Annotated in this window: 17 protein-coding genes and 1 pseudogene; 7 read left to right on the top strand and 11 right to left on the bottom strand. The window is 68.2% G+C overall.

The genetic code is table 11. From position 1 onward, the window contains the following. Positions 1-31 precede the first annotated feature (31 nt). Complete coding sequence (groL, locus tag IPG14_RS16240; RefSeq protein WP_343387016.1) at positions 32-1645, bottom strand: chaperonin GroEL; 1614 nt, start codon at positions 1643-1645, stop codon at positions 32-34. Positions 1646-1802: 157 nt separating this feature from the next. On the opposite strand from groL, the gene IPG14_RS16235 reads away from it, so the two are divergent. The 4 genes from IPG14_RS16235 to IPG14_RS16220 all read left to right on the top strand — a co-directional run bounded on the left by IPG14_RS16235 (position 1803) and on the right by IPG14_RS16220 (position 6384). Further along, entirely contained in the window at positions 1803-2555 is a 753-nt protein-coding gene (locus IPG14_RS16235) for an HD domain-containing phosphohydrolase (protein WP_343392516.1), read from the top strand. Between the two features lie 110 nt (positions 2556-2665). Beyond that, positions 2666-4345, top strand: a complete 1680-nt coding sequence (locus tag IPG14_RS16230) for an EAL domain-containing protein (protein WP_343392515.1) — start codon at positions 2666-2668, stop codon at positions 4343-4345. A gap of 312 nt (positions 4346-4657) precedes the next feature. Then, a complete protein-coding gene (locus IPG14_RS16225; RefSeq protein WP_343392514.1) occupies positions 4658-5551 on the top strand; it encodes an ABC transporter ATP-binding protein in 894 nt (297 codons plus the stop codon). Next, positions 5548-6384, top strand: coding sequence for an ABC transporter permease (locus tag IPG14_RS16220; RefSeq protein WP_343387020.1), 837 nt, complete (start codon positions 5548-5550; stop codon positions 6382-6384). Before IPG14_RS16225 ends, IPG14_RS16220 begins: the two co-directional genes overlap by 4 nt. A 137-nt stretch (positions 6385-6521) precedes the next feature. On the opposite strand, the gene IPG14_RS16215 is transcribed toward IPG14_RS16220, so the two are convergent. After that, complete coding sequence (locus IPG14_RS16215; protein WP_343392513.1) at positions 6522-7205, bottom strand: SOS response-associated peptidase; 684 nt, start codon at positions 7203-7205, stop codon at positions 6522-6524. A gap of 113 nt (positions 7206-7318) precedes the next feature. Then, positions 7319-8149, bottom strand: coding sequence for an enoyl-CoA hydratase/isomerase family protein (locus IPG14_RS16210; protein ID WP_343389288.1), 831 nt, complete (start codon positions 8147-8149; stop codon positions 7319-7321). 165 nt (positions 8150-8314) lie between these two features. On the opposite strand from IPG14_RS16210, the gene IPG14_RS16205 reads away from it, so the two are divergent. Then, on the top strand, positions 8315-9655 hold the full coding sequence (locus tag IPG14_RS16205) for an HD domain-containing protein (RefSeq protein ID WP_343392512.1): 1341 nt from the start codon (positions 8315-8317) through the stop codon (positions 9653-9655). Between the two features lie 12 nt (positions 9656-9667). On the opposite strand, the gene IPG14_RS16200 is transcribed toward IPG14_RS16205, so the two are convergent. The 4 genes from IPG14_RS16200 to IPG14_RS16185 all read right to left on the bottom strand — a co-directional run bounded on the left by IPG14_RS16200 (position 9668) and on the right by IPG14_RS16185 (position 15767). Further along, complete coding sequence (locus tag IPG14_RS16200; protein ID WP_343392511.1) at positions 9668-11971, bottom strand: DEAD/DEAH box helicase; 2304 nt, start codon at positions 11969-11971, stop codon at positions 9668-9670. A gap of 493 nt (positions 11972-12464) precedes the next feature. After that, positions 12465-13133: a hypothetical protein gene (locus tag IPG14_RS16195; protein WP_343392510.1), complete on the bottom strand. Its 669-nt coding sequence runs from the start codon at positions 13131-13133 to the stop codon at positions 12465-12467. A 280-nt stretch (positions 13134-13413) separates the two neighbouring features. Beyond that, on the bottom strand, positions 13414-15126 hold the full coding sequence (locus IPG14_RS16190) for a cytochrome c biogenesis protein ResB (protein ID WP_343392509.1): 1713 nt from the start codon (positions 15124-15126) through the stop codon (positions 13414-13416). Then, entirely contained in the window at positions 15123-15767 is a 645-nt protein-coding gene (locus IPG14_RS16185) for a TlpA disulfide reductase family protein (protein WP_343392508.1), read from the bottom strand. Before IPG14_RS16185 ends, IPG14_RS16190 begins: the two co-directional genes overlap by 4 nt. A gap of 1217 nt (positions 15768-16984) precedes the next feature. Here IPG14_RS16185 and IPG14_RS16180 point away from each other — a divergent pair. Further along, positions 16985-17743 (top strand): DUF389 domain-containing protein, encoded by a 759-nt coding sequence (locus IPG14_RS16180; protein WP_343392507.1) that lies wholly within the window; start codon positions 16985-16987, stop codon positions 17741-17743. A 118-nt stretch (positions 17744-17861) separates the two neighbouring features. Next, on the top strand, positions 17862-19058 hold the full coding sequence (locus tag IPG14_RS16175; protein ID WP_343392506.1) for a site-2 protease family protein: 1197 nt from the start codon (positions 17862-17864) through the stop codon (positions 19056-19058). Here the strand turns inward: IPG14_RS16175 and tmk are convergent. The 4 genes and pseudogenes from tmk to pdxT all read right to left on the bottom strand — a co-directional run bounded on the left by tmk (position 19055) and on the right by pdxT (position 22953). Then, positions 19055-19654, bottom strand: coding sequence for a dTMP kinase (gene tmk / locus IPG14_RS16170; protein WP_343392505.1), 600 nt, complete (start codon positions 19652-19654; stop codon positions 19055-19057). The two genes, IPG14_RS16175 and tmk, sit on opposite strands and share 4 nt — an antisense overlap. A 68-nt stretch (positions 19655-19722) precedes the next feature. Continuing rightward, positions 19723-21356 (bottom strand): annotated as a pseudogene (locus IPG14_RS16165) (R3H domain-containing nucleic acid-binding protein). Positions 21357-21448: 92 nt separating this feature from the next. Further along, positions 21449-22369, bottom strand: a complete 921-nt coding sequence (locus IPG14_RS16160; protein WP_343387032.1) for a hypothetical protein — start codon at positions 22367-22369, stop codon at positions 21449-21451. Continuing rightward, positions 22366-22953, bottom strand: coding sequence for a pyridoxal 5'-phosphate synthase glutaminase subunit PdxT (gene pdxT / locus IPG14_RS16155; RefSeq protein WP_343389361.1), 588 nt, complete (start codon positions 22951-22953; stop codon positions 22366-22368). The genes IPG14_RS16160 and pdxT overlap by 4 nt, the downstream gene beginning before the upstream one ends. Positions 22954-22985 lie beyond the last annotated feature (32 nt).

Genomic DNA, 22985 nt, shown 5'->3' with positions numbered 1-22985 from the left:
GCTGGCGCCCGAGAGGGTACGGGCCTCGATCCTAGTACATCGGAGGCGCGCCGGCGGGCATGCCCGCGGCGGCTTCCGGCTTCTCGGTGACGAGGCAGTTGGTGGTGAGGACCATGGCCGCGATGGAGACGGCGTTTTCGATGGCGGAGCGGGTGACCTTTGCCGGGTCGATGATGCCCTTGGCAACCATGTCGCCGAACTCACCCTTCTGCGCGTCGTAGCCCTGGCCCTTGCCGAGCTTCTTGACCTCTTCGACGATCACCGAGCCGTCCTTGCCGGCGTTGATGGCGATGCGGCGGAGAGGCTCTTCGAGGGCTCGGCGAAGGATGCGGACGCCGGTGGCCTCGTCGCCTTCGAGCTTGACCTTATCGAGCGCCGGGAGGGCGTTGATGAGGGCGACACCGCCGCCGGGGACGATGCCTTCTTCGACAGCGGCGCGGGTGGCGCTGAGGGCGTCTTCCACGCGGTGCTTCTTTTCCTTGAGCTCGACTTCGGTGGCGGCGCCGACCTTGATGACGGCGACGGAACCGGCGAGCTTGCCGAGGCGCTCCTGGGCCTTTTCACGGTCCCAGTCGCTCTTGGAGTCTTCGAGGATGGCGCGGATCTGGGAGATCCGGGCGTCGAGCTCCTTCTTCTTGCCCTTGCCTTCGATGATGGTCGTCTCTTCCTTGGTGGAAGCGACGCGGCGGGCGCGACCGAGGTCGCCGACTTCGACGCTATCGAGGGTGCGGCCGATCTCCTCGGAGATGACGGTGGCACCGGTGAGGGTGGCGAGGTCGCCGAGGTTGTCCTTCTGGCGGTCGCCGAAGCCCGGGGCCTTCACGGCGAGGATGTTGATGGTGCCGCGGAGCTTGTTGACGGCGAGGGTGGCGAGGGCTTCGCCTTCGAGGTCGCCGCAGATGATGACGACGTTCTTCGAAACCTGGAGGATCTTCTCGAGGACCGGGAGGATCTCCTGGACGGAGGAGAGCTTCTTGTCGGTGATGAGGATGAGCGGGTCCTCGACGACAGCTTCCATGCGGTCCGGGTTGGTAACGAAGTAGGGGCTGATGTAGCCGCGGTCGAAGGCCATACCGTCGACGTATTCGACTTCGGTCTGGATGCCCTTGGACTCTTCGACGGTGATGACGCCGTCCTTGCCGACCTTCTCCATGCACTCGCCGATGAGCTGGCCGATGGAGGGGTCGTTGTTGGCGGAGATGGTGGCGACCTGGGCCATCTGGTTACGCTCGGTGACCTTGATGCTGCCCTTCTTGATGGCTTCGACGAGGGCGGCGGCGCCGGCTTCGAGGCCACGCTTGAGGCCCATCGGGTTCGCGCCGGCGGCGACGTTCTTGAGGCCTTCCTGGACGATTGCCTGGCCGAGGACGGTGGCGGTGGTGGTGCCGTCGCCAGCGATGTCGTTGGTCTTGGAGGCGATCTCCTTGGCCAGCTGGGCGCCGATGTTCTCGAAGGGGTCCTCGAGTTCGATGTCCTTGGCGATGGTCACACCGTCGTTGGTGATGGTGGGGGCGCCGAACTTCTTATCGAGAACGACGTTGCGGCCCTTGGGGCCGAGGGTGATCTTCACGGCGTCGGCGAGGGCATCGATGCCCCGCTTGAGCGAGTGCCGTGCTTCTTCGTCGAAGAGCAACTGCTTTGCCATTGAGTACCTCTATGAGGGGATTTGCGGTGGTGCGAGGGAGATATTAGCACTCCCTGTCAATGAGTGCTAATCGGTTTTCGCGCCCGGGCGGGAGAGCGCGCGGCAGCGGGGCCGGGAGTGCGCTCGCGAACGGGCCGGAGTTGCCGAAAACCATGGAATGAGGGTTGGGATCGTGCCGGGCGCCGCCGGCCTCGTGGCAGCGGCCGCCATCGCCCTGGGTGGCGCGGGCGGCGGCCCGTTTCCGCGGGTGGCGATGTTCGCGGGAGGAGGGAGCGCTGCTGTGGCGATCGCGGGGGCGGCCGCCTGGCATGCGGTGGGGCCGAAGCGGGCGGCCGGTGGTTCGCCGGTGACGTTCGCCCGGGCGCTGCCCGACTGGCGAGACGGGCGGCGAGCGGCCCTCGAGGGGCTGGTGGCGGAGTTCGTGGGAAGGTCGGCGACAGAACACGCCGTGCGATGCGCCGCGCTTGCAGCGATGGTGGCCGAGCAGCTCGGCTTCCGGCCCGAGGAGACTGCTGATGCCACGCTGGCGGCGGTGCTCCACGTACTGCCGGCGGCCTTTCCCGAGCACGAAGACGGGGAAGGCGCGGGATGCGACTTCAGCGGCGGCGCGATTGCGACCGCACGAGCGCTCCTCGAACGGAGCGCCCCGGCGGACGTGGCACAGGGCGCCGCGGAGGTCCGAGAGCGTTGGGACGGGAAAGGGCGCCCGGCAAGTCTCTCGCGAGAGGAGATCTCGGCGCTGGGGCGGGTGACGGCGACGGTTTGTGCCTTCGACCACGCCTCTGCAGCCGGGCTGGCGGCGGGATTGGACGCAATCCGGGCAGGGAGCGGGGAAGCCTTCGACCCGGTGGTGGCGGCGGAGCTGATCCACCTGTTCCGGGAGCCATGGCAGCTCCAGGTGGCGGCCTGATGGAGCGCCACGACCCTGTTGCACCGTCGCTCGCAGACGAAATTGTGAAGGACGAAAGAAACCGGGGCGCAACTCCCGTGTTACCAATTCGACCCGATAAAGGCAGGCGGATGTCGCCAGGAAATCCCACGTACCTTCGCCTGCCACTGTCGCTGGTCAGCGGGCTACTCCTGTTGCCCGCGATCCTGGTCCCGCTGGTGCTGGGCCAAATGTTCCCCCAGGGACCCGGATGGTTCGCGGCGGAAGCGGGCGTGGCGGCGGCGCTGGGCTTCGCGGTCGTCGCCGTCGTCCATCGGCGCGTAGGGCTACCACTCGAACGGATCGCCTCGACGCTGCGGACGGCCTCGGACGGGGCATTCGAAGGCGCGGCGCCACAATCGTCGATCCGCGAGGTGGACGAGATCGCCTCGGCGTTCAACCAGATGTCGGGCGCCATCCAGGAATCCACAGACAGCCTCGTCCACCGGGCGTTCCACGACCCGCTCACGGGGCTGCCGAACCGGGCGCTCTTCCTTTCCGGGTTCACGCGCGCGCTCAACCTGCCGCAGCGCGACAACCGGGTGGCGGTGCTGTTCCTCGATGTCGACCGCTTCAAGTACCTGAACGACACGCTGGGGCACGGAGTGGGCGACCAGCTGCTCTCGGTGTTCAGCCAGCGGCTGGTGGGGGCGGCGGAGGGCCAGCTGGTCGCGCGCCTCGGCGGCGACGAATTCACGGTGTTGGTCCAATCGACGAACGCCCAGGCGACGGCTCTGCGGATCTCCGAGCGCATCCTCCACTCTTTGTTGCGGCCGTTCTCGCTTTCGGGACACGAGATGTTCGTCTCGTCCAGCATCGGCATCGCGGTCAGCACACAGGCCGACCGGACGAGCACCGACCTGTTGCGAAAGGCGGACATCGCGCTGTACCGGGCGAAGGCCGAAGGGCGCGCGCGGCACGTCCTGTTCACGCCGGAGCTGGACGCGATCCCCGCGGAGCAGTTCGACCTGGACAACGCGCTTCGCCGGTCGGTGGAGCGCCAGGAACTGTTGTTGCACTACCAGCCGATCGTGGACCTGCGCTCGGGGGATATCGTGGGGATGGAGGCGCTGCTGCGCTGGGACCACCCGCACCGCGGCATCCTCTCGCCGGCCACGTTCATTTCGATTGCCGAAGAGACCGGAGAGATCGTGCGGATCGGGCAGTGGGTGATCGAAGAGGCCTGCCGGAAGACGATCGAGTTCCAGCGGGCGCGACCGCACTTCCCGTTGACCGTCTGCGTGAACATCTCGGCGGCGGAGTTCCGCCAGCGAGACCTTCCGAGGCGGATAGCGAAAGTCCTGGAGACGACCGGGCTGCCGGCGAAGCAGCTCCACCTCGAGCTGACGGAGAGCGTCCTCATCCAGGACATCCCCTCGGCGCTGGAGATGCTGGGTGAATTGCGCGAGTTGGGCGTCGGCCTGGCGATCGACGACTTCGGGACGGGTTACTCGTCGCTGAGCTACCTGCAGCGCTTCCCGGTGCACACCTTGAAGGTCGACCAGTCGTTCATCGCGCGGCTGGGTGTGGATGCGACGAGCGGGCCGGTGCTCCGGGCGATCGTCGAGATGGGCAACGCGCTGCGGATGAACGTGGTGGCGGAAGGCATCGAGAACGCCTGGCAGTGGGACTTCCTGTACGGGATCGGGTGCAAGCAAGGCCAGGGGCACCTGTTCAAAGAGGCCGTGGACGGTGCGGAGTTCGCGCGGCTGGTGGCGGCGCACGGGCCGCTGGTGCAGCGGCGGAAGCCGATCCTGCCGCGGGCGATCTAGGAGTCCCGGGACGGGGGCGCTCAAGTTCCCGTTAACTTCCTGGCGTTCATGGCGTTATTGATTGGCAATGGCTATGCACGCTATAGTCGCCGGCATGTTTCGATGGAGGGACGCCCAATGAGTAGCTTCTGCCTCGGCGCCTTCATCCGCGCCATGCGCCAGGCCGTGCCAAACGCCCGCACCGCGCCCCCCGTCTGACGAGTATCGCAAGCCGATAACCAGCCGTGGGCCAGACCGAACGCCCACGGTTTCTTGTTTCCCTTCGAATACCAGGAACCCGCCGGCTCTCCCCGTTTCACAAGGAGTCCATGCATGACGGCGGAAACGCTCGATCCATCCCGGTTCCAGGGGGTGACCATCACGGTCGACCCCGCGGCACGCGCCCTCGAAGTCGACGACGTAAGCAAAGTGTTCCGGCAGGGGCCCGGCATCATCAGCCGGCTGCGCGGGAAGACCGCGGAACGGAAGCGCGTGGTGGCGGTCGACCATGTCTCGCTCACGGTGGACCGGGGCGAGATCTTCGGTGTGCTCGGGCCCAACGGCACGGGCAAGAGCACGCTCATCCGGCTGATGTCGACGTTGCTGATGCCGGACTCGGGTCGAGTCCGCATCTTCGGGCTCGATGTCGAGCGGGACGAGTTCAAGGTGAAGCGGCTGATCAACCGCGTCTCGGTGGAAGCGTCGTTCTTCAAGAAGCTGTCACCGATGGAGAACCTGATGTATGGGGCGCGGCTGTACTCGGTGGATGCGGACTTCGCGCGCTCGAAGGCGATCGAAATCCTGACGCGGCTCGGCGTCGAAGAGCGCTCGTTCAGTTCGCCGATGGAAGACATGTCGCGCGGGATGCAGCAGAAGGTGGCGATCGCGCGGGCGTTCCTGACGGCGCCGGTGCTGCTCCTGCTGGACGAACCCACAACCGGCCTGGACCCCCATTCGAAGCGGGAAGTGCAGGCAGCCGTACTCGAAATCCGGGACAAGCACGACGCGACCGTGATGCTCACCACCCACGACATGCAGGAAGCAGACGAACTCTGCGACCGGATAGCGATTGTGGACAAGGGGCGGATCGTCGCCCTGGACACCCCGCAGGCACTGAAAGAACAGGTCCGCCAGCCCGGCGAGGCCCTGCCGTCGCTGGAGGACGTATTCCTCCGGTTGACCGGGAAGAAGCTGGAAGACGCGGACAAGGAGGCAGAGACGAAATGAGCCTGGCATACCACGAACTGAAGGCGAGCTACGCGTTCGTCGAACGGAACATCAACCTCGTGAAGCGGTACTGGGGGTGGGAGGTGGTGTGGATGCTGTACACCATCGCGAACAGCCTCGCGGTGGTGCTCATCGCCAAGGGAACGAACAGCGCGATCGGGACGGAGGCACTGGCCGATGCGCAGATCGACGCGTTCATCCTCTTCCTGGCGATCGGCGCGCTGGTCTGGCACTACCTTGCAGTCGTGTTCCAGACGGTAAGCGAGATGATCAGCTGGGAGCGGTGGGAAGGGACGATCGAGTACACGTTCATGGCGCCGGTCCGGCGGGGTACACACATGGTGGGGACGGCGCTGTTTTCACTGGTGTACGGGCTGCTGCACACGGCTGTCGTGCTGGTGGTCATCGTCCTGGTTTTCGACCTGGACATGGGGAACGCGAACTATGTCTCGGCGACGGCGGTGCTCGTGGCGGGGAGCCTGAGCCTCGTCGGGATCGGGATCATGGGTGCGGTGCTCCCGCTGCTCTACCCGGAACGCGGGGCGGAGATGACGCATGTGATCCAGGCGGCACTGGTGCTTATTTCGGGCATCTACATCAAGGCGGGCGACATGCCGGAACCGCTGGCAACGATGTCCATCTTCAGCCCGGCTCGCTACGTCATCGAAGGGATCCGGAGCGCGTTGATCGACGGCAAGGGGTTCGGCGACCTCTGGCTGACGATCGTAGGGCTCATCGCCAGCGGGTTCGTGATGATCCCTGCGGGCGTCTGGGTGTTCAGCCTGGGTGAGCGTTATGCCAAGCGGACGGGGAGGTTGAAGCGGAGCGGGTGAACGCGCTGGCATTCGCCAGGCGAGACGGCGACGCGCACCTCGCGCCGCCCTATCCAGGCGCGTCGACCGCTGCGAGACACCCGCGAATGGAGCCGGCGGTGTTGGCCCAATCCTCCGCTTCGTCCTTCCCCTGCCCACTACCCCTCCGTCCACGCCTCCAGCAGTCCCCGGTAGTCGTTCTTCGGGCTGTTGAGGAGGGGCGAGACGGGGCGGTAGACCAGGAGGTCATCCGGCGGGGGGACGAGGAACTTCTTCAGGTGAGCCGGCTCATTTTCGGCAGGGTTCAGCCAGGCGTCAGCGGCGTCTTCGGAGAGGATGACCGGCATCCTGTCATGGATGGGCTGCATGACTTCGTTCGCGCGGGTGGTGACGATCGTGAAGGTGCGCTGCCGCACGCCTGGCTGGGGATACCAGGACTCATAGAGGCCGGCGAACCAGAGGAGCCCCATGTTGGGGCGGTGAAACCAGAGTGGCCGGCGGGCCTCTTTCGGCCCGGTCCACTCGAAGAACCCATCGGCGGGCACGATGCAGCGGCGCTCCCGGAAGGCATCGCGGAAGGCGGGCCTGGTATCGATCCCTTCGGCACGGGCGTTGATGAGCCCGGTGACTTTCTTGCCGACGGGTGTCCAGTGGTTGATGAGCCCCCACTTCGCGAGGACGAGCTCACGGTCTTCGAGGCGCTGCCGGACGATGGGGTGTTCATCGGTTGGGGCAATGTTGAAGCGGGGCTCGTATCCGGGATTGAGGGAACCGCGAGGGAGGCCCATCTCGTCTTCGAGGCCGGCGCGTTCGCCACGCGTGAGGGTGAAGCGGCCGCACATGGCTTCAGGGTAGCGCAGGGGCGAGCCCCGCGGCGCCTTTTCCTCCGGGCGGGCGCCGGGAGCGCCGGGGCTGTTGCCCCTGCTTCCCGGCCACCGGTGGACGGCGTGTACGCCTACTGGGAGTCGGTGTAGTTCGCGTCTCGCGAGGCCCGGAATGCCTCCCAGCCCTGTTCGCGGAGGACCTTGAGGTGGGGGTCCGGTTCCTCGGCGGTTGTGCCCAGGATGCCGGCGATGGTGGGGTCGGCGCGGTAGGCAAGGGCCTGGTGGAATCCGGCGAGTTCGTAGACGCGGTTCACCAGGAGCTTATTCGAGCGGACAGTCTTCTGGGGGAGGGCAGCCATCTTACGGGCCATGTCCTCGGCGGTGGACAGGAGTTCATCGGCCGGGACAACGCGGTTGACGATGCCGAGGCGGAGGGCATCCTGGGCGCTGATGCGTTCGCCCAGCATCAGGATCTCCTTGGCCTGCTTGATGCCGGTAAGGAACGGCGTGACCAGGATGGGCGGGCCGAAGCTGTGGCGAATCTGGAGTTCGCCGAAGACGGCATCCTCGCTGGCCACGGTCATGTCGCACATGCCGGCGAGTTCGTGGCCCTGGCCGACGGCGTAGCCGCGGACTGCGGCGATGACCGGCTTCTGCATCTCCCAGATCTTGAGGTTGATCTGCATGCCGGAGGGCGTCGGGTCTTTGTCCGGGGGCGGAGTCGACTGGATATCGCCGCCGGCGGAGAAAGCGCGGCCGTTGCTGGTGAGGATGACGGCCTTAACGTCGTCATCCTTTTCGGCCTCGCCCAGGGCCCACCAGAGGCGACGCTGGATGGACCAGTTGATGGCGTTCAAGACGACCGGGCGGTTCAGCGTGATGACGGCGAAGGTTTCGCGCTTTTCGTAGAGGACGTCATCGGGCGACGGCGGCGGGATCTCGATTTGCTGTGGTGATGTCATGGGAAGAGCCTACCCCCGGGGGGCGGGATTGAACCACAAAGCGCCTTCAGCGAAGACGCGGGTCTGGACTCGGGCCGCGCGTAAGGGCACCGCGCCTACGCAGACCGAGGGCCGCTGCTCCTCGTGGCCGTGTTTCCGTGGTGAGGTTGAACCTACACTGGCGAGGTGGGTGTCACGCGCGAACAATTCATCGAGGCGTTCCGCAGCAGCGGCCACGAACTGTGGCTGGTCGGGGGAGCGCTTCGCGACCGCTTGCTGGGGCTAGACTCGAAAGACCTGGACTACAGCACCGACGCCGACCCGGACGCGATCGAGGCGATAGCCGGGGCGCTCGGTGCGCCGGTGACCACCGTAGGGAAACGGTTCGGGACGATTGGCGCGCTCGTGGGCGGGGAGTGGAGCGAAATCACGGCGTTCCGCGGAGACACCTACCGGGACGGTTCCCGCTGGCCGGACGTGACCTTCGGTTCGAGCATCGAGGAGGACCTCGCGCGGCGGGACTTCACGATCAACGCGTTTGCGGAGGACGCGTTCACGGGACGAAAGCTCGACCTGTACGGCGGCGAAGCCGACCTGCGGGCGGGAATCATCCGGGCCGTGGGCGAACCGGAGCGGCGGTTCCGGGAGGACCCGCTTCGCATCCTGCGAGGCATCCGTTTCGCAAGCCAGCTGGGGTTCGCGATCGAGCCGGACACGTTGGCGGGGATGGAAGCGACCGCGGGGCTGATCGCGACGCTTTCCCAGGAACGGGTCACGACGGAGCTGGACAAGTTGCTGCGCGGGAAGGCGCCGCGAGACGGGCTCGAATCGCTGCGGGCGACCGGCGCGCTTGCGTTTGCGCTGCCGGAGCTCGTCCCGATGATCGGCTGTGAACAGAACCGCTTCCACCGGTTCGACGTCTGGGGTCACACAGTGGCGACGGTGGATGCGATCGCGACGACGCCGGAGACACTGCGGGTGCGGCGCTGGGCGGCGCTGCTGCACGACCTTGGGAAGCCAGCCGTGCGCCACGTGAAGGCGAATGGCGAGTGGGGCTTCTACCGGCACGAGACCGCCGGGGCGGAACTGGCGGGTACCTTGTTGGAGCGACTGAGGATGGCTCGCCAGGACCTCCATACGATCACGCTGCTGGTGCGCCGGCACATGGACCGGCCCGACCCGGGCGAATCCCGGTCGGTGCGGCGGTACATGGCAAAATCGCCGGGGCGCTGGCGCGACTTGCTCGCTCTGAAGCGCGCGGATAACGCGAGCCACACGTACGACGACGCGGAGTACCACGACCTGCTGGAATCTGCCTGTGAGCGGATCGAGAGCGAAGAGGCGGACCGGTTGAAGGCGGAGAGCCCGCTCACTGGAGACGACCTGGTTGCCATGTTCGACCGGGAGCCGGGGCCGTGGATCCGGGTGGTGAAGGAACGGCTTAGCGCGATGGTGCTCGACGGCGAACTGGCGCCCGGCGACAGACCGGCGGCGGAGCGGGTGGCGCGCAAGCTGATGGGCCGCTAAGGCCGGCCCGGCTCAGACACCGAGGACGCGCTCAAGAAGAAGTGCGGCGGCGCGCTTGGCGGGGCTCGCCGGTTCCACCTGGGGGCCGACGCAGCCGGGGCAGCCGGTCTCACACTCGCACACCTTCACCAGCGCCAGGCAGGCCTCGAGCAGCCGGTCGTGCACCTCGAAGAGCTTCTCGGCGAGACCGACCCCGCCGGGCACCATGTCGTACAGGTAGACGGTCGGGAGTTCGGTGCTTGGCGCGCGCACCTGGACGTTTGCGCCGATGTCGCGCGCATCGCAGAGGCAGAAGATGGCGGCGAGATTGCGGGCGAGTTCGCCGATGCCGGAGAGGCCGCTGGCGATCTGCTCGCGGTCGAGGCCGTTGGTTGCCTTTTCATCGAAGGTGAGCCAGTAGCTGGTGGTGTGGACGTTCGCCTCGGGGATGGCGATCTTGCCCCAGCCGACGTTCTCGTGGGTGTTGAGCTTGATCTTTTTGAAGATCGTGGCGAGGAAGGTGATGGCGACTTCGCCCATGTCGTGGCGACCGGCGGCAGCGCCCTCGCTGTGGAAGGAATCGAGCACTTTGAGTTCGACTGCCAGCTGGGCATCGGTGTAGTAGTCGACGGCGACCGGGGTGACGAAAGCCTTCTTGTCGTCCCAATCCAGGTATTCGACCTGGTACTGCTGGCCGCGATGGATGTAGATGGCATCTTCGTGGATGAGGAGGGGGGCGCTGGGGCGGTCGCACTCACCGATGACGCGGGGATGTGGCCCCTGTTCGATGATGACGAAGTTGTCGGTGCTGGCGGTGCGGAGGCTGACCTGTTCGGCCGGATACGCCTCGCTCATCCAGTGGTAGCGGTTGTTCGCCTTCTGGATGACGCCGTCCTCAGCCAGGATATCGAGCAGTTCATCGGTATTCGCGCCGAAGACCTCGCCGACCGTGAAGGGAAGCTCGAAGGCTGCGCACTTCACGTGGCTGGCCATGACGAAGAGGTTGTCGGGATCGATGAGGCCGCGTTCGACGGCGCCTTCGAAGACGAAATCCGGGTGGGTGGCGACGAACTGGTCGAGCGGGTTGGAGGAGGCGACGAGGACGGAGAGGGCTGCTTCGCGGCTGCGGCCGGCGCGGCCGAACTGTTGCCAGAGACTGGCGAGCGAGCCGGGGTAACCGGTGACGACACTCGCGCCGAGCCCGCCGATATCGATGCCGAGTTCGAGCGCGTTGGTTGCGACGACGCCGCGGACGGTGCCATCGCGGAGGCCTTTTTCGACTGCGCGGCGCTCGTTCGGGAGGTAGCCGCCGCGATAGCCGGTGACACGCTCCGGGTCGCCGGGCTTGTTCCGCAGGCTGTCGCGGAGGTAAGTCAGGAGCAGTTCGACGCGGGTGCGGCTGGGGGCGAAGACGATGGTCTGGATACCGGAGCGGATGAGCTCGGCGCTGATATCGCGGGCGGCTTTGAGCGAGGATTGGCGGATGCCGAGCTCCCGGTTCACGACCGGGGGGTTGTGGATGACGACGACACGTTCGCCGGAGGGCGCGCCGTTGTCGTCGATCAGTTCGACATCGTCGCCGACGAGAGCCGCGGCGAGCTCGCCGGGGTTGGCAATGGTGGCCGAACAGAGGATGAACGTGGGGTCGGCGCCGTAGAACTGGCAGATGCGGCGCAGGCGGCGGAGGACGTTCGCCAGGTGGCTGCCGAAGACGCCGCGGTAGCTGTGGACCTCATCGATGACGACGTACTGGAGACTCTCGAAGAGCTGCATCCACTTGGTGTGGTGGGGAAGGATGGCGGCGTGCAGCATGTCCGGGTTGGTGAGGACGATGTGGCCCGCCTGGCGGACGGCGCGGCGGGCATCGGCGGGGGTGTCGCCGTCGTAGGTGAAGGTGCGGATATCGGCCTGGAGGTCGGTGACGAGGCCGTGCAACTCATCGAGCTGGTCCTGGGCGAGGGCCTTCGTGGGGAAGAGGTAGAGGGCGCGGGTGGTTGGGTCCTTCAGGATCGCCGAGAGGACAGGCGCGTTGTAACAGAGCGTCTTGCCGCTGGCGGTGGGAGTGACGACGACGGTGTTCTTCCCGGCGAGGGCGTTGCCGATAGCGGCTGCCTGGTGGACGAAGGGCCGCTCGATTCCGCGCTTGCGAAGCACGGCCGTCAGCCGCTCATCAGCGCCTTCGGGCCACTCGCCGAAGCGAGCCGGGCGCTCATCGATGCGGCGGACGTGCGTCTCGGTTGGCTTTGCCCGGAGGGTTGCGACGACTTTCTCGGCGATGACAACCGGCGGGATTGGCCGAACTGCAGGGACGGGGTAGGCGGGGGGCGGCTTCACCATTGTCGATCCTGCCCTCACCACTCCCCGGAAGGGGAGGGGTATTCGCACAGATGTTCGCATGAGTATGGGGCGCGGCAACCCGCCGGGCAACAGGACAAGCAGGCGCGCACCGGGAGGCCGCGTCCGAGGCGAGTGCGGAAGCACGCGCTTGTGTTTCGACCACCCCGGACGGCCAGGAGGTCGGCTGGCGGCGGTGAGCCGTGCCGGGGGCGACGTGAGCGCGCCCTTCCGGACGCGCCTCGGATGTGCGCGCCTTGCGGCCCGAGGCTCGAGGTGGGCGGGCTGGTGTCGGCAGGAGGTCGGCTGGCGGTGAGCCGCCCGCCCTTCGGGCGCCGGCGCGCCTCTGGACGGAGCCTGGAGTGCCGACATGAGCGCGCCCTTCCGGTCGCGCCTCGGATGTGCGCGCCTTGCTACTTGGCCCGGAAGCTCACGCGGACACTGTGGCGGTGCCGACAGGAGCGCGCCCTTCCGGTCGCGCCTCGGATGTGGGGTTTTAAAGGTTGGGTAGCCACGGGTGCTCCGGGTGCAAGGTCGCGATGGAGTGTCGCAGCCATGCGCGCCGGTCGCTGTCCAGCAACGGCACCAGCGCCTCGAAGTCGGAGACATCGTGCGGGCGCGCCCAGAGCTTCGGGTGGCCGAAGTAGGCCGTGGCCTTGTAGAACGCGATGGCCTCCGGGGCGAGCGCGGGAAGCCCCCAGGAGGATTCGCGGACGCAGACGGCGACGGGGAGGGCGATGCGCGGATCGCGAGAGAAGACCCATTCCGCGCCCGCGCCCGGGTTGACGATGAATTCGAAATCGCGGCCGTCCTTCGCCTGGGTGTACGGCGGTGTCACCCACTGCCTGACCAGGGCGGCGTTCTCTGCGCCCGGTTCGCGAGCGTGGAGATGCGCCGGGAGGACAAGCGGCCTGCCGGTCCACGGCTCGATGGCCTGTGGCTCGTCCTCATCGTGGGCGATGAGGTTCCACTCGGCCAGGTGTTCGAGGAGTGCGCGCTGGTCTGATTCGAATACGGCGATGTCGAGATCAGCGTGTTCGCGCGTGACGCGGCCAAGCCAGGAGTCGACCGCCCAGCCGCCGCAAAGCGCCCAGGCGTGGGAGCAGGTGGACATGACGGCGGCGACGCGCGCCACCGGTTCGGGAACATTCAGAGACGAAGACAAGAACGGATTCTCCAACAGGATGCATGCAGACGTGTCACGGTGGTCGCCGTGAATTTGCGGGTTGATGCGCGCTGCGGGGGAGCCGGCCTCTTCGGCCCGTGATGGCTACCGATGTGGAGCCATCCGGTCAGGCGGAGCGGGAGAGACTCACCCGGAGGGCGCGGAGAGAAGAAAGGAAGGACATGAGCGGCCTCCGGTGGGGACGCATCGGGCGCGTCCCGGCGGGGCAACGGTACGGAGCAAGCGGCAGACCGTCAACGAAGGCGGGCCGGGCAAGGGACTACTCGCCGCGGCTGGTGTCGCCGTCCTGGAGGGCGTCGCGCGAGCCGAGTTGGGCACCCATGAGGCGCATCTCGCGGCCGAGGCGGGTGGTCTTCTCGGCGATGCCTGCCATGTAGGTGCGGGCGGGTGTGACCTTCACCCAGAGCCGCCGGCGGGGGACGTAGAAGGTCAGGGTGAGGCCGACCATCGCCATGCCCACGGCCAGCCAGATGAACGTATCGCCGGGGTCGCGGCGGACGCTAACGCCGGAAGCCTCGACCTGGCCGCGGAAGGTGTAGGTGTAGCCGCCGGCGGTCTTGACCGGGCGGTCCTTGCCCAGGATCACGTTGTCCCCAGAGATTCCAGCGATGTAGAGGTAGGGGGTGCCATCGGGAGTGGTTGGCATCTGGACGGTGGCGCCGGCGGGGGTGGTGGCCCCGGGCATGTCGAAGACCTGGATTGCCGGGATGGAGGTGGCCGAAGCGAGGGTGATGCGGTTCGAGCCGGCGACAACGGATTCGCCGGGCGCGATCCGCACCGGGTCCAGTTCGGGGCCGACGATGAGGAGGGACATGCGCCCATCGAGGACGCGCCAGGCGATTTCGTAGGCTGGACCGGTGGTCGCGCCGGGCGCCGAGGGGAAGACGAGGGTGGCGGTGGCGTAGTCATCGGCGCGGGAGTCGGTTTCGCCGGGATCGGTGCCCATCTGGGGGATCATGCCGCGGAAGAGTTCGCGGCCCTGGGCGTCAGTGACGACAAACGAGGGCACGGCGGTGGTTTCGCTGTTGAAGTCGAGGTTGGTATCGAGGACGACGCGGCCATCGGCATTGGTGATGCGGAAGTGGGCGATGTCGTTGAACCAGGCGGCCTGGTGGACCTTGTAGCCGAAGGCGTGGCAGGGGTCGTTCACGCTGGTCTTGCAGGCCTTCACTTCGTCGCCACGGCGGACCTCGATGAGGCTGTGGTAGTCGATGACGTTGTCCTCCGCATCGAGACCGCGGTAGGCATCGTTCACCTTGATGAAGAGCTGGTTGGGTCCGGGCCTATCGAAGACGGCCGCTTCGGGGGAGCCTTCCGCGAACACGAAGGTGCGGTCGAAGCCGGCCATGGTGGTGAGGAGTGCACCGACGAGGAGCATGAGCAGCGCGAGGTGGCTGAGGAAGGTGCCGTAATGACTCCAGCCGAAGCGGTCGGCGAAGAGGTAGGCCGTGCCGTCTCGCTCCTCGGCGCGAATTACCTTGTAGCGACGCTTGCGGAGCATGGCCTCGACCGCATCGGCGCCGCCCTCGTGGGTGAACGCGGCCCGGTGGTGGGCACGTTCGAAGTAACCCTCGGCGACGCGTACCTGTGGGCGCTGGACGCTGCGCCAGGTCGGCCGGAAACGGCTCACGGTGCAGACGGTGACGGCGACGATGATGAGCAGCCAGAGGCCGTTGAACCAGGCTGAATGGAAGACATCGAAGAGCTGCAGGCCATCCATCGGGCCAGTCAGCGGTCCGTAGGTGTCGCGCCTGAGCTCCATCCAGGCGGAACGGGCGGCGAGATTGCCGCGCATCGGCCCGGGGACCTGGGGGATGACAGTGCCGACGAGACCAGCCACGAGTGCGAGCCCAACGAGGAAGAGGGCGAACTTCACATTCGTCAGGAGTTGCCAGGCGGTGCGAAGCGGGTCCAGGCCTGAGGGGCTGAGTTCCGAGTTCCGCGTGCCGACTCCCGAGGGGGTGGCCGTCACGGGAGTCTCGCCTCGAGTTCGGCGAACTGGGTTTCGGTGAGGCGGCCGAAGTAGACCTGTTCGATGACCCCGCCGGGGGAGACGAGGAAACTGATAGGCATACCGCGGCCGACGCCATATGCGGCGGAAACTTCGCCAGACGTATCGAGGGCAACGGTATAGGTGACGCCAAACTCGTCGACGAATTCGGCGGCGGCGGCGCGCTGTTCCTGCTGGTTCACGCCGATGATGACGAGGCCGTCCTGGGAATGGTGTTCGTGGAAGGACTGGAGGTCGGGCGTCTCATCGCGGCAGGGGCCGCACCAGCTGGCCCAGAAGTTGAGGAGGACGAAGCTGCCGCGGTAGTCGACCAGGGTGACGGCCTCTTCGCCGAGGCGCGGGAGGCGGAAGTTGGGGGCGGCGCGGCCTTCGCGGGCGGCGGGCGACTTTGTGGTGGGGTTGAGCCCGTCTTCGAGTTCGATGATGCCGAAGCCGCTGCCCGCTCCCATAGCGGAGGAACTGCCGCCGGAATCGCGGAATTCGAAGTACCAGATGGCGGCGGCGACGGCGACGACGATTGCAGCGGCGAGGCCGAGGGTGGAGCCGGGCCCGGAGTACTCGCGCCGCCGCTGTGGGCGTTCATCGGGGTGGGAATCGATCATGGTGGAGCGCCGGATCGAGGGTACCAGAGGGCCGGGAAAGAGGAGGGGGGGGGGGGGGGGTCCCCGGACCCCCCCCTCCCCCCCCGCGGCCCCCGGTCGCGGGCCCCCCCCCGGCGGGGCCGTGGGGGGGGCTCCGGCGGCCCCCCCCCGGCGGTCCGCCCCCCCCTCCCTCCCCCCCCGGCGGGCCCCGCCCCCCCCCCCCCCCCCCCGGGGCCCCGGGGGCGGGCGGCGGCCCGGCCCCCGGGGGGGGCCGGGGCCGGGGGCGGGGGGGGGAGGCCGGGGCTCCCCGTGCCCCCCGGGGGGGGGGGGGGGCGGGCCCCCGGGGGGGGCCCCCCCCCCCCGCCCGCCCCCCGGAAGCTCTCCCCGGGGGGCTTTCCCCGGCGCCCCCCTCCCCCCCGTTCCCTCGCGCGGTGCGGGGGGGCCGCGGCGCGGCCCCCGGGCGGGCGGGCCGGGGGGGGGGCCGCGGCGGGGGGGAGCGGCCGGGGGCGCCCGGGGGCGGGCCCCGGCCCGGCCCCCGGGGGCCCGCTGGAGGGCGCCCGCCGGGCCGGGTGCGGCCGCCGCCGCCTGTTGTTTTCGGGCGGTTGGTTGCCGTCTTTTTGGGCCCGGGGGGCGGGGGCCGGGGGGGCGGGGGGGCCCTTTGGGGGGCCAGGGACGAGGGCCCCCCCCCCCACCCCGGCCAGCAACCCCCGGGGGGCCCCCCCCGGGCCGGCCCCCCCCCCCCCCCCCCCCCCCCCCCCCCCCCCCCCCCGCCCCCCCCCCCCCCCCCCCCCCCCCACCGCGGCCCCCCCCCCGCCCCCCCCCCCCCCCCCCCCCCCCCCCCCCGGGGGGGGGGCCCCCCCCCCCCCCCCCCCCCGGGGCCCCCCCCGCCCCCCCCCCCCGGGCGTCCCCCCCCGGGCCCGGCCCCCCCCCCCCCCCCCCCCCCCCCCCCCCCCCCCCCGGCGGCCACACCGCCCCCCCCCCGCCCCCCCCCCCCCCACCCCCCCCCCCCCCTTCCCTTCCGGGGCTGGCCCCCCCGCCTCCCCCCGCCCCCCCCGGCGGCTGGGGGCCGGCCCCCTTTTTTTTTCCCCGCCCCCCGGGACCCTTCGGTCGTACCGTCACCCGGCTGCGCGGACGGAAGCGCCCGCGCGGATATGATCGGGTCCATGATCCACCTCCGTCTCGTCGCCCCGGTTGAACGGTCGGACGCGACGATTGCGTACCTCGAAGGGACGCCTTCAGTGATCAACCTGGTGCGGTTGCCCGGCGCCGCGCAGAAGCCCAGCGGAGACCTGATCCTGTGTGATGTCGCCCGCGAGGATGCGACCCGGGTGTTGACGGAGCTGCGATCGTTGCGGCTTCACCACGAGGGCACGATCGCGGTCGAGTACGTGGACACGGCGATCTCGGATGCGGCGCGCGAGGCGGAGCGGGCGGCCCCGGGGGCAGTCGGGGATGCGGTCATCTGGGAGACGGTGCGGGCGCGGACTTTCGAGGAAGCCGACCTCTCATTCACGTTCGTGGCGTTCATGGCGCTGGCGACCCTGATCGCGGCGATGGGCATCCTGACAGACTCCATCGTATTGATCATCGGGGCGATGATCGTGGGGCCGGAGTTCGGGCCGCTGGCCGGGATCTCGGTGGCGGCGGTGGAGCGGCGCTGGACGCTGGTGCGGCGGTCGGCACAGGCGCTGGCCGTCGGGTTTCCGGTTGGGATCACTGCGGCGTTCGTGCTGACGCTGATCCTTGATGCCACGGGAGTCGCGCCGGAGGCTATCCCGAACTCGCGCCAGGCGACTTTGTTCATTTCGCACCCTGACTGGTATTCGTTGCTGGTGGCGCTGGCTGCGGGCGCGGCGGGGACGCTGAGTTTGACGACGATCAAGTCCGGGGCGCTGATCGGCGTGCTGGTCTCGGTGACGACGATCCCGGCGGCCGCGTGGCGGCCGCGTACGGCGACTGGGGTGAATGGCGGGGCGCGCAGCTGCAGCTTGTCGTGAACCTGGCGGCGATCCTGGCGGCGGGGATCCTGACGCTGATCGGACAGCGGTGGGCCTACGGGCGCCGGACGGCCCGGCGGGGCTGATGCGGGGGCGCTACACTGCCGATGTTCTATCCATGAGCGAGAGGGATGAGGGCGGCACGGCGACCAGCCCGCTTCTGACGACGAACGCACCCTCCTTAGCCCCGGACGGGGCGATGTACGGGGTCCGCGTCTTCGGCTGCCCGGTCTACTTCGGGATCGACATCCTGATTTGCGCGCTTGTACTGGCTTTCGCGCTCGTCCCTGCCTCAGGCGCGGGCGGCATGGACCCGGACGGCCTGGCTGTGTGGGCTGCGCTGTGGGCGGGCGGAACGCTCGTTGGCATTACGTTTCACGAACTCGCGCATGCCTTCTGGGTGGTGGTTTTCCGGCTTGGATTACGCCACATCTTCGTGGGTGTGCAGGGCGGCCACACGGCACTGCTTCGGCCGGATCCGCCGTGGTTCCAGAACTTCATCGTCAGCGTCTCGGGCCCGCTCGCGAACCTCGCGATTTGCGGTGCGTGCTGGTGGTGGGAGCCGCTCGCGCCCGACGCTGGGTGGCAGGCAAACACCATCCACCTCCTGTTCTGGCCGAATCTTTCGCTCGGCGTCTTCAATTTGCTGCCCTACTTCAATATGGACGGCGGACATGCGCTGCGAGCGCTTCTCCTGCCATTTTCGAAGGATCGCCGCAAGACTGCTGCGAACGCGCGCCTCGTTGGCGCGGTGCTGTTCGCAGCAGCCTTCGGCGTCTTTGGCGTGTTGGACCTGATCCACGGCGGCTGGACCGGATTCATCTTCATCGGGATAGGACTCTGGCGCGCGGTGACGGTATGGCAGAGCAGCGGCGGCAGTGAAGAGTTCGCCACGCTCTCGATGTATCCCGTTTCCGAGGCTATGGGACCGGGCATTCGCGTCCGGCCTGAGCACTCGGCGCGGGCGCTTCTCGAAGCTCACATCAAGAAGCGGTACGGCGAGCCTCCGACCGACTTCGTGCAGCGGCCTTACGTGGTGATGGACGACCGGGGCAAGGTCCACGGGGTACTTACGGAGGCGATGATCAGCGAGATTGCGGGCGAAGCCTGGGACTGGGCGCATCTGACGGTCGCACAGGTGATGACACCCGTCGACAAAGTCCCGGTGGTCACTCCGGAGACCTCAACCACAACCGCCCTGGTACTGGCAGCCCAGAGCGAATGCGATTGCGTGTTGGTCATCGAAGACGGTGAGCTGGTGGGCTGCGTGACCTATGCGCACCTGGACGAACTGGTGCGAAGCCACGCGGCCTAGCGGTCTAACTCGGCCCAGATCCGCTCCACGACCTGTTCGCGGCTCAACGCCGCATCCACCACCAGCCAGCGGGCCGGGTCGGCGGCGGCCTGGGCGAGGTAGCCTTCGCGGACCTTCCGGTGGAAATCGATGCCTTCCAAACCGGTGCGGATGGCCTCGGTCTCTCCCAGCTTTCGTTTCAGGCCCGCCTCGGGGGCGATATCCAGATAGACGACGAGGTCCGGTTCGAGGCCTCCGGTCGCGATCGTGTTGGCTGCGCGGACGGACGCATCGTCCAACCCGCGGGCATGCACCTGGTAGGCGAAGGTACTGGGGGCGAAGCGGTCGCAGATAACGGTTTCGCCGCGCGCGAGGGCGGGGCGGATGACTTCCTCCACGAGCTGGGCACGGGCAACGAGGAAGGCGAAGAGTTCGGCCCATGGCGTGAGCTTCTCGTGGAGCAGGCCGCGGACGAGTTCGCCGGCCCTGGTGCCGCCGGGTTCACGCGTATGGACGACCGCCACGCCCGCCGAACGGAGCCGTCCGGCAACGGCCGCTGAAGCGGTCGACTTGCCGGAACCTTCGCCGCCTTCGAAGACGATGAATCTCGCACCCATGCAAGCGACAGGTTAAACGTAGAGACGCAGCGGCGCTGCAGGCTCGACGGGGGCTATCCGGGGCGGCGCTACCGGCCGGGGAGGATCTTCACTCTGCGCTGCGGTTCCTTGCCGGAGCTGGTGCTATCGAGGTTGTAGCGCGTGGCGAGCTGGTGCTGGACGCGACGGACGTAGCTGTTGGCGGGCGGGAGTTCGACCGGGCGGCCTTCATCCAGGACTTTCGCGATGGCGTCCTCGGTTTCGCGGAAGACGTCGACCATCGGGTCGCGACGGGGTGCGCGAGCGCCGCCGATTTCGCCGCTATCGGGCCTGAACTGGTGGAGGACCTGTTCGAGGTGGAAGGCGCTGTTGCTCTTGATGACGTACATCGGGATGTTGCGCTCTTCGGCATCGCGCAGGGCGGCGGGCTTGGAGCGGTAGTAACTGCGCATCGTCAGCACGGCATCGGCCGCGGCGACATCGTCGACGATCTCGATGGGCAGGCCACTGCTGCGGATGGCGGCCTCCAGGCGGCTGCGGGGGATACCGAAGGGGTAGATATGGATGGCGCGGTGGTTTTCGGTGCGAGCGGGCGCCGGAGCCGGCGCTTCGCGTTCTTCGAACATTGGGGCATCGCGATGGTCGCGGATGTGGCCGCCGCTGCGGCGGCGGGGCGGCTCGCCCCACATGGTCCGCTCGGGGCGGGCGCCACCGGAGAGCAGGCCGGCTGATGCACGGGCTTCTTCGCGCTGGGGTTCATCGACGATCTCGACGCGGCCGGCCGGCGCTGAGCTGACGCGTTTCCGGGTTAGCGAGGTAGCCGCGAAGCATGGCATCGACGGTATCGGCGACGTTCTTGTGCAGCGCGACGCGCTTCCAGCTCTCGATCTCGATGACGACATCGAAAGTCGGCGGGGCCTTGCGCTCGAGGATGGACTTCTGGGTGCCCCGGCGGCGGGCTTCCTCATCGCCGAGGGTGACCGACTGGATCCCGCCGATGAGGTCGGCGAGGGTGGGGTTGAGCATGAGGTTTTCGAGCGAGGTGCCGTGAGCGGTGCCGACGAGCTGGACGCCGCGCTCGGCGATGGTGCGGGCGGCCTGGGCCTCGAGTTCGGTGCCGATTTCATCGATGACGATGACTTCGGGCATGTGGTTTTCGACGGCTTCGATCATGACGGCGTGCTGCGGCGAGTGGGGTGGCGACCTGCATGCGGCGGGAGCCGCCGATGGCGGGGTGTGGGACGTCGCCGTCGCCGCCGATTTCGTTGGAGGTATCGACGATGATGACGCGCTTGTTCGCGTCATCGGCGAGGACGCGGGCGACTTCGCGGAGCATGGTTGTCTTGCCGACGCCGGGCTTGCCCAGGAAGAGGATGCTCTTGCCCCCGAGGACGAGGTCTTCGATGACGCGGATGGTGCCGTAGACGGCGCGGCCGACGCGGCAGGTGAGGCCCACGATCTTGCCTCGCCGGTTGCGGATGCAGCTGATGCGGTGGAGGGTGCGCTCGATGCCGGCGCGGTTGTCATCGCCGAAGTCACCGATGTGCTCGATGACGAACTGGAGGTCCTCTTCCGTCACTTCTTCGTGGCTGAGCACGACTTCGCGGCCGGGGTAGCGCGCCTCGGGCAAACGGCCGAGATCCATAACGACCTCGAGCAGGTCGGTCCGGCGTTCGGGCGGGCGCAGAGCTTCGACGATGCGCGGTGGGAGAGCATCGAGCAGGAGGTCGAGGTCGTCGGTGACGATCTGTTCGTTCGGGAGGACGGCCGAGGCGGCGGGCGGTGTGGCTGAGGTTGCGAGCTGTGTCACGGCTTCTATTGCGGCAGCGCCATGGGTTCGACGGTAACCGCTACGACCTCCTTCAAGGTATTCATTAGTGCGAGCCTTCGCGCGCACATGAGGCGGACGCCCATGGCGGTGTAGCCACGGGCGATGGCCGCTGATTCGACGGGGAACTGGTGTTCGGCGACGACAAGCGTCCCGTGGCGGGGAGAGCGAAGCTCCACGAGGTCGAGGGCTGCCTGGACGACTGCGTCATCCGGGTCATCGATGAGGATGTGGTTTTCGCGTTCGCCGGCGCCGACCCATGCGGAGAAGCCGGCAGGCCCATCGAGCACGTAGCCGTGCGTGCATTCGAAGGAATCGAGGACGGCGCGCCAGTCCTGCTGGGTCGGGGCTTCGTGGCGGCGCACCATTTCCGGGACGGCCCGGCAGTAGAGCCGGAAGATGCCGTGACGGTCGGCCCGAGTAGCCTGGCGGAACGGGGTTTCCGAACGGACGGCGGTGGGTTGGACGGCGTACAGATGCTCGAGCCGGTAGGCGAAGAAGCCACCCTTGCGGAGCGCATCGGCGTGGGGCGAGCCTTCGGCGTAACGGAGGAAGACGGTGCGGCTTCCGCGCTGGGCGACCTGGGCGGCGACGCCTTCGCAGAGGGCGACGACGGTCTCGTCATCCTTGGGGCGGACGATTCGCAGGGAAACGACTTCCCATCCGGCGCCGCCCGAAAGCTCGCGGGCGACGCAGACACCGCGGTAGCCCAGCCCGCGGCGGACGCCGAGGACTGATGTGCGCGGCACGTGGGGCAGGTGGGTGAGACCGGTGGCGGCGAGGCCGCTGCTCACGAGGAGGTTTTCGCCTCCGCGCGTAGCGATGACCTCGGTGTTGAGGCGACCGAGCTGGGGCCAGAGGGTGGCCGCATCGATGGGGCTGAGCGGCTCGGCGCGGAGGTCGCTCATGGAGTCACCACCGCTGGCGCACCAATCGTGAGGAAGAGTTCGTGGAGGCGGGAATCGCCGGTGAGTTCCGGGTGGAACGAGGTGGCGAGGAGATTGCCCTGACGAGCGGCGACGATGGTGCCGTCTTCCAGGACACAGATGGCCCGCGCGGGCGGGAAGACGCGCTCGATGAGCGGGGCGCGGATAAAGACGGCGCGGAAAGGCGGACCGCTCAAGCCTTCCACGGTGAGGTCAGCTTCGAAGCTATCGACCTGACGGCCGAAGGCGTTCCGCCTGACCTGGATGTTCATGGTCTCGATGCCGGGACGATCGAGGTTGTCGACCTGGCCGGCGAGGAGGATGGCGCCGGCGCAGGTGCCCCAGACGGGGCGGCCGCTGGCGCAGAAATCGCGCAGCGGTTGCTGGAAGCCGTTGCTGAGGATCAGGCGGGCGATGGTGGTGCTTTCGCCGCCGGGGATGATCAGGGCATCGAGGGCATCGAGCTGTGCCGGCTTGCGGATTTCGCGCACGGTGTGGCCCATCCGCTCGAGCATCTCGCGGTGTTCACGGAAATCTCCCTGGAGGGCGAGCACGCCAACGGTCATGGGCCGCTGGCCGTTCGATGAAGTTGTCATTC

The organism is Candidatus Amarobacter glycogenicus, from assembly GCF_016704105.1.
Classification (GTDB): domain Bacteria; phylum Chloroflexota; class Dehalococcoidia; order Tepidiformales; family Tepidiformaceae; genus Amarobacter; species Amarobacter glycogenicus.
This window is presented reverse-complemented; position numbering and strand designations above follow the sequence as displayed.

What these genes read in the sequence shown, in the direction of transcription:
- IPG14_RS16210 (WP_343389288.1), bottom strand. Translation starts at nt 8,149, where the DNA reads ATGACATCACCACAGCAAATCGAGATCCCGCCGCCGTCGCCCGATGAC.
- IPG14_RS16200 (WP_343392511.1), bottom strand. Translation starts at nt 11,971, where the DNA reads ATGGTGAAGCCGCCCCCCGCCTACCCCGTCCCTGCAGTTCGGCCAATC.
- IPG14_RS16160 (WP_343387032.1), bottom strand. Translation starts at nt 22,369, where the DNA reads ATGAGCGACCTCCGCGCCGAGCCGCTCAGCCCCATCGATGCGGCCACC.
- IPG14_RS16230 (WP_343392515.1), top strand. Translation starts at nt 2,666, where the DNA reads ATGTCGCCAGGAAATCCCACGTACCTTCGCCTGCCACTGTCGCTGGTC.
- tmk (WP_343392505.1), bottom strand. Translation starts at nt 19,654, where the DNA reads ATGGGTGCGAGATTCATCGTCTTCGAAGGCGGCGAAGGTTCCGGCAAG.
- groL (WP_343387016.1), bottom strand. Translation starts at nt 1,645, where the DNA reads ATGGCAAAGCAGTTGCTCTTCGACGAAGAAGCACGGCACTCGCTCAAG.
- IPG14_RS16175 (WP_343392506.1), top strand. Translation starts at nt 17,862, where the DNA reads ATGAGCGAGAGGGATGAGGGCGGCACGGCGACCAGCCCGCTTCTGACG.
- IPG14_RS16235 (WP_343392516.1), top strand. Translation starts at nt 1,803, where the DNA reads ATGAGGGTTGGGATCGTGCCGGGCGCCGCCGGCCTCGTGGCAGCGGCC.
- IPG14_RS16220 (WP_343387020.1), top strand. Translation starts at nt 5,548, where the DNA reads ATGAGCCTGGCATACCACGAACTGAAGGCGAGCTACGCGTTCGTCGAA.
- IPG14_RS16215 (WP_343392513.1), bottom strand. Translation starts at nt 7,205, where the DNA reads ATGTGCGGCCGCTTCACCCTCACGCGTGGCGAACGCGCCGGCCTCGAA.
- IPG14_RS16185 (WP_343392508.1), bottom strand. Translation starts at nt 15,767, where the DNA reads ATGATCGATTCCCACCCCGATGAACGCCCACAGCGGCGGCGCGAGTAC.
- pdxT (WP_343389361.1), bottom strand. Translation starts at nt 22,953, where the DNA reads ATGACCGTTGGCGTGCTCGCCCTCCAGGGAGATTTCCGTGAACACCGC.
- IPG14_RS16225 (WP_343392514.1), top strand. Translation starts at nt 4,658, where the DNA reads ATGACGGCGGAAACGCTCGATCCATCCCGGTTCCAGGGGGTGACCATC.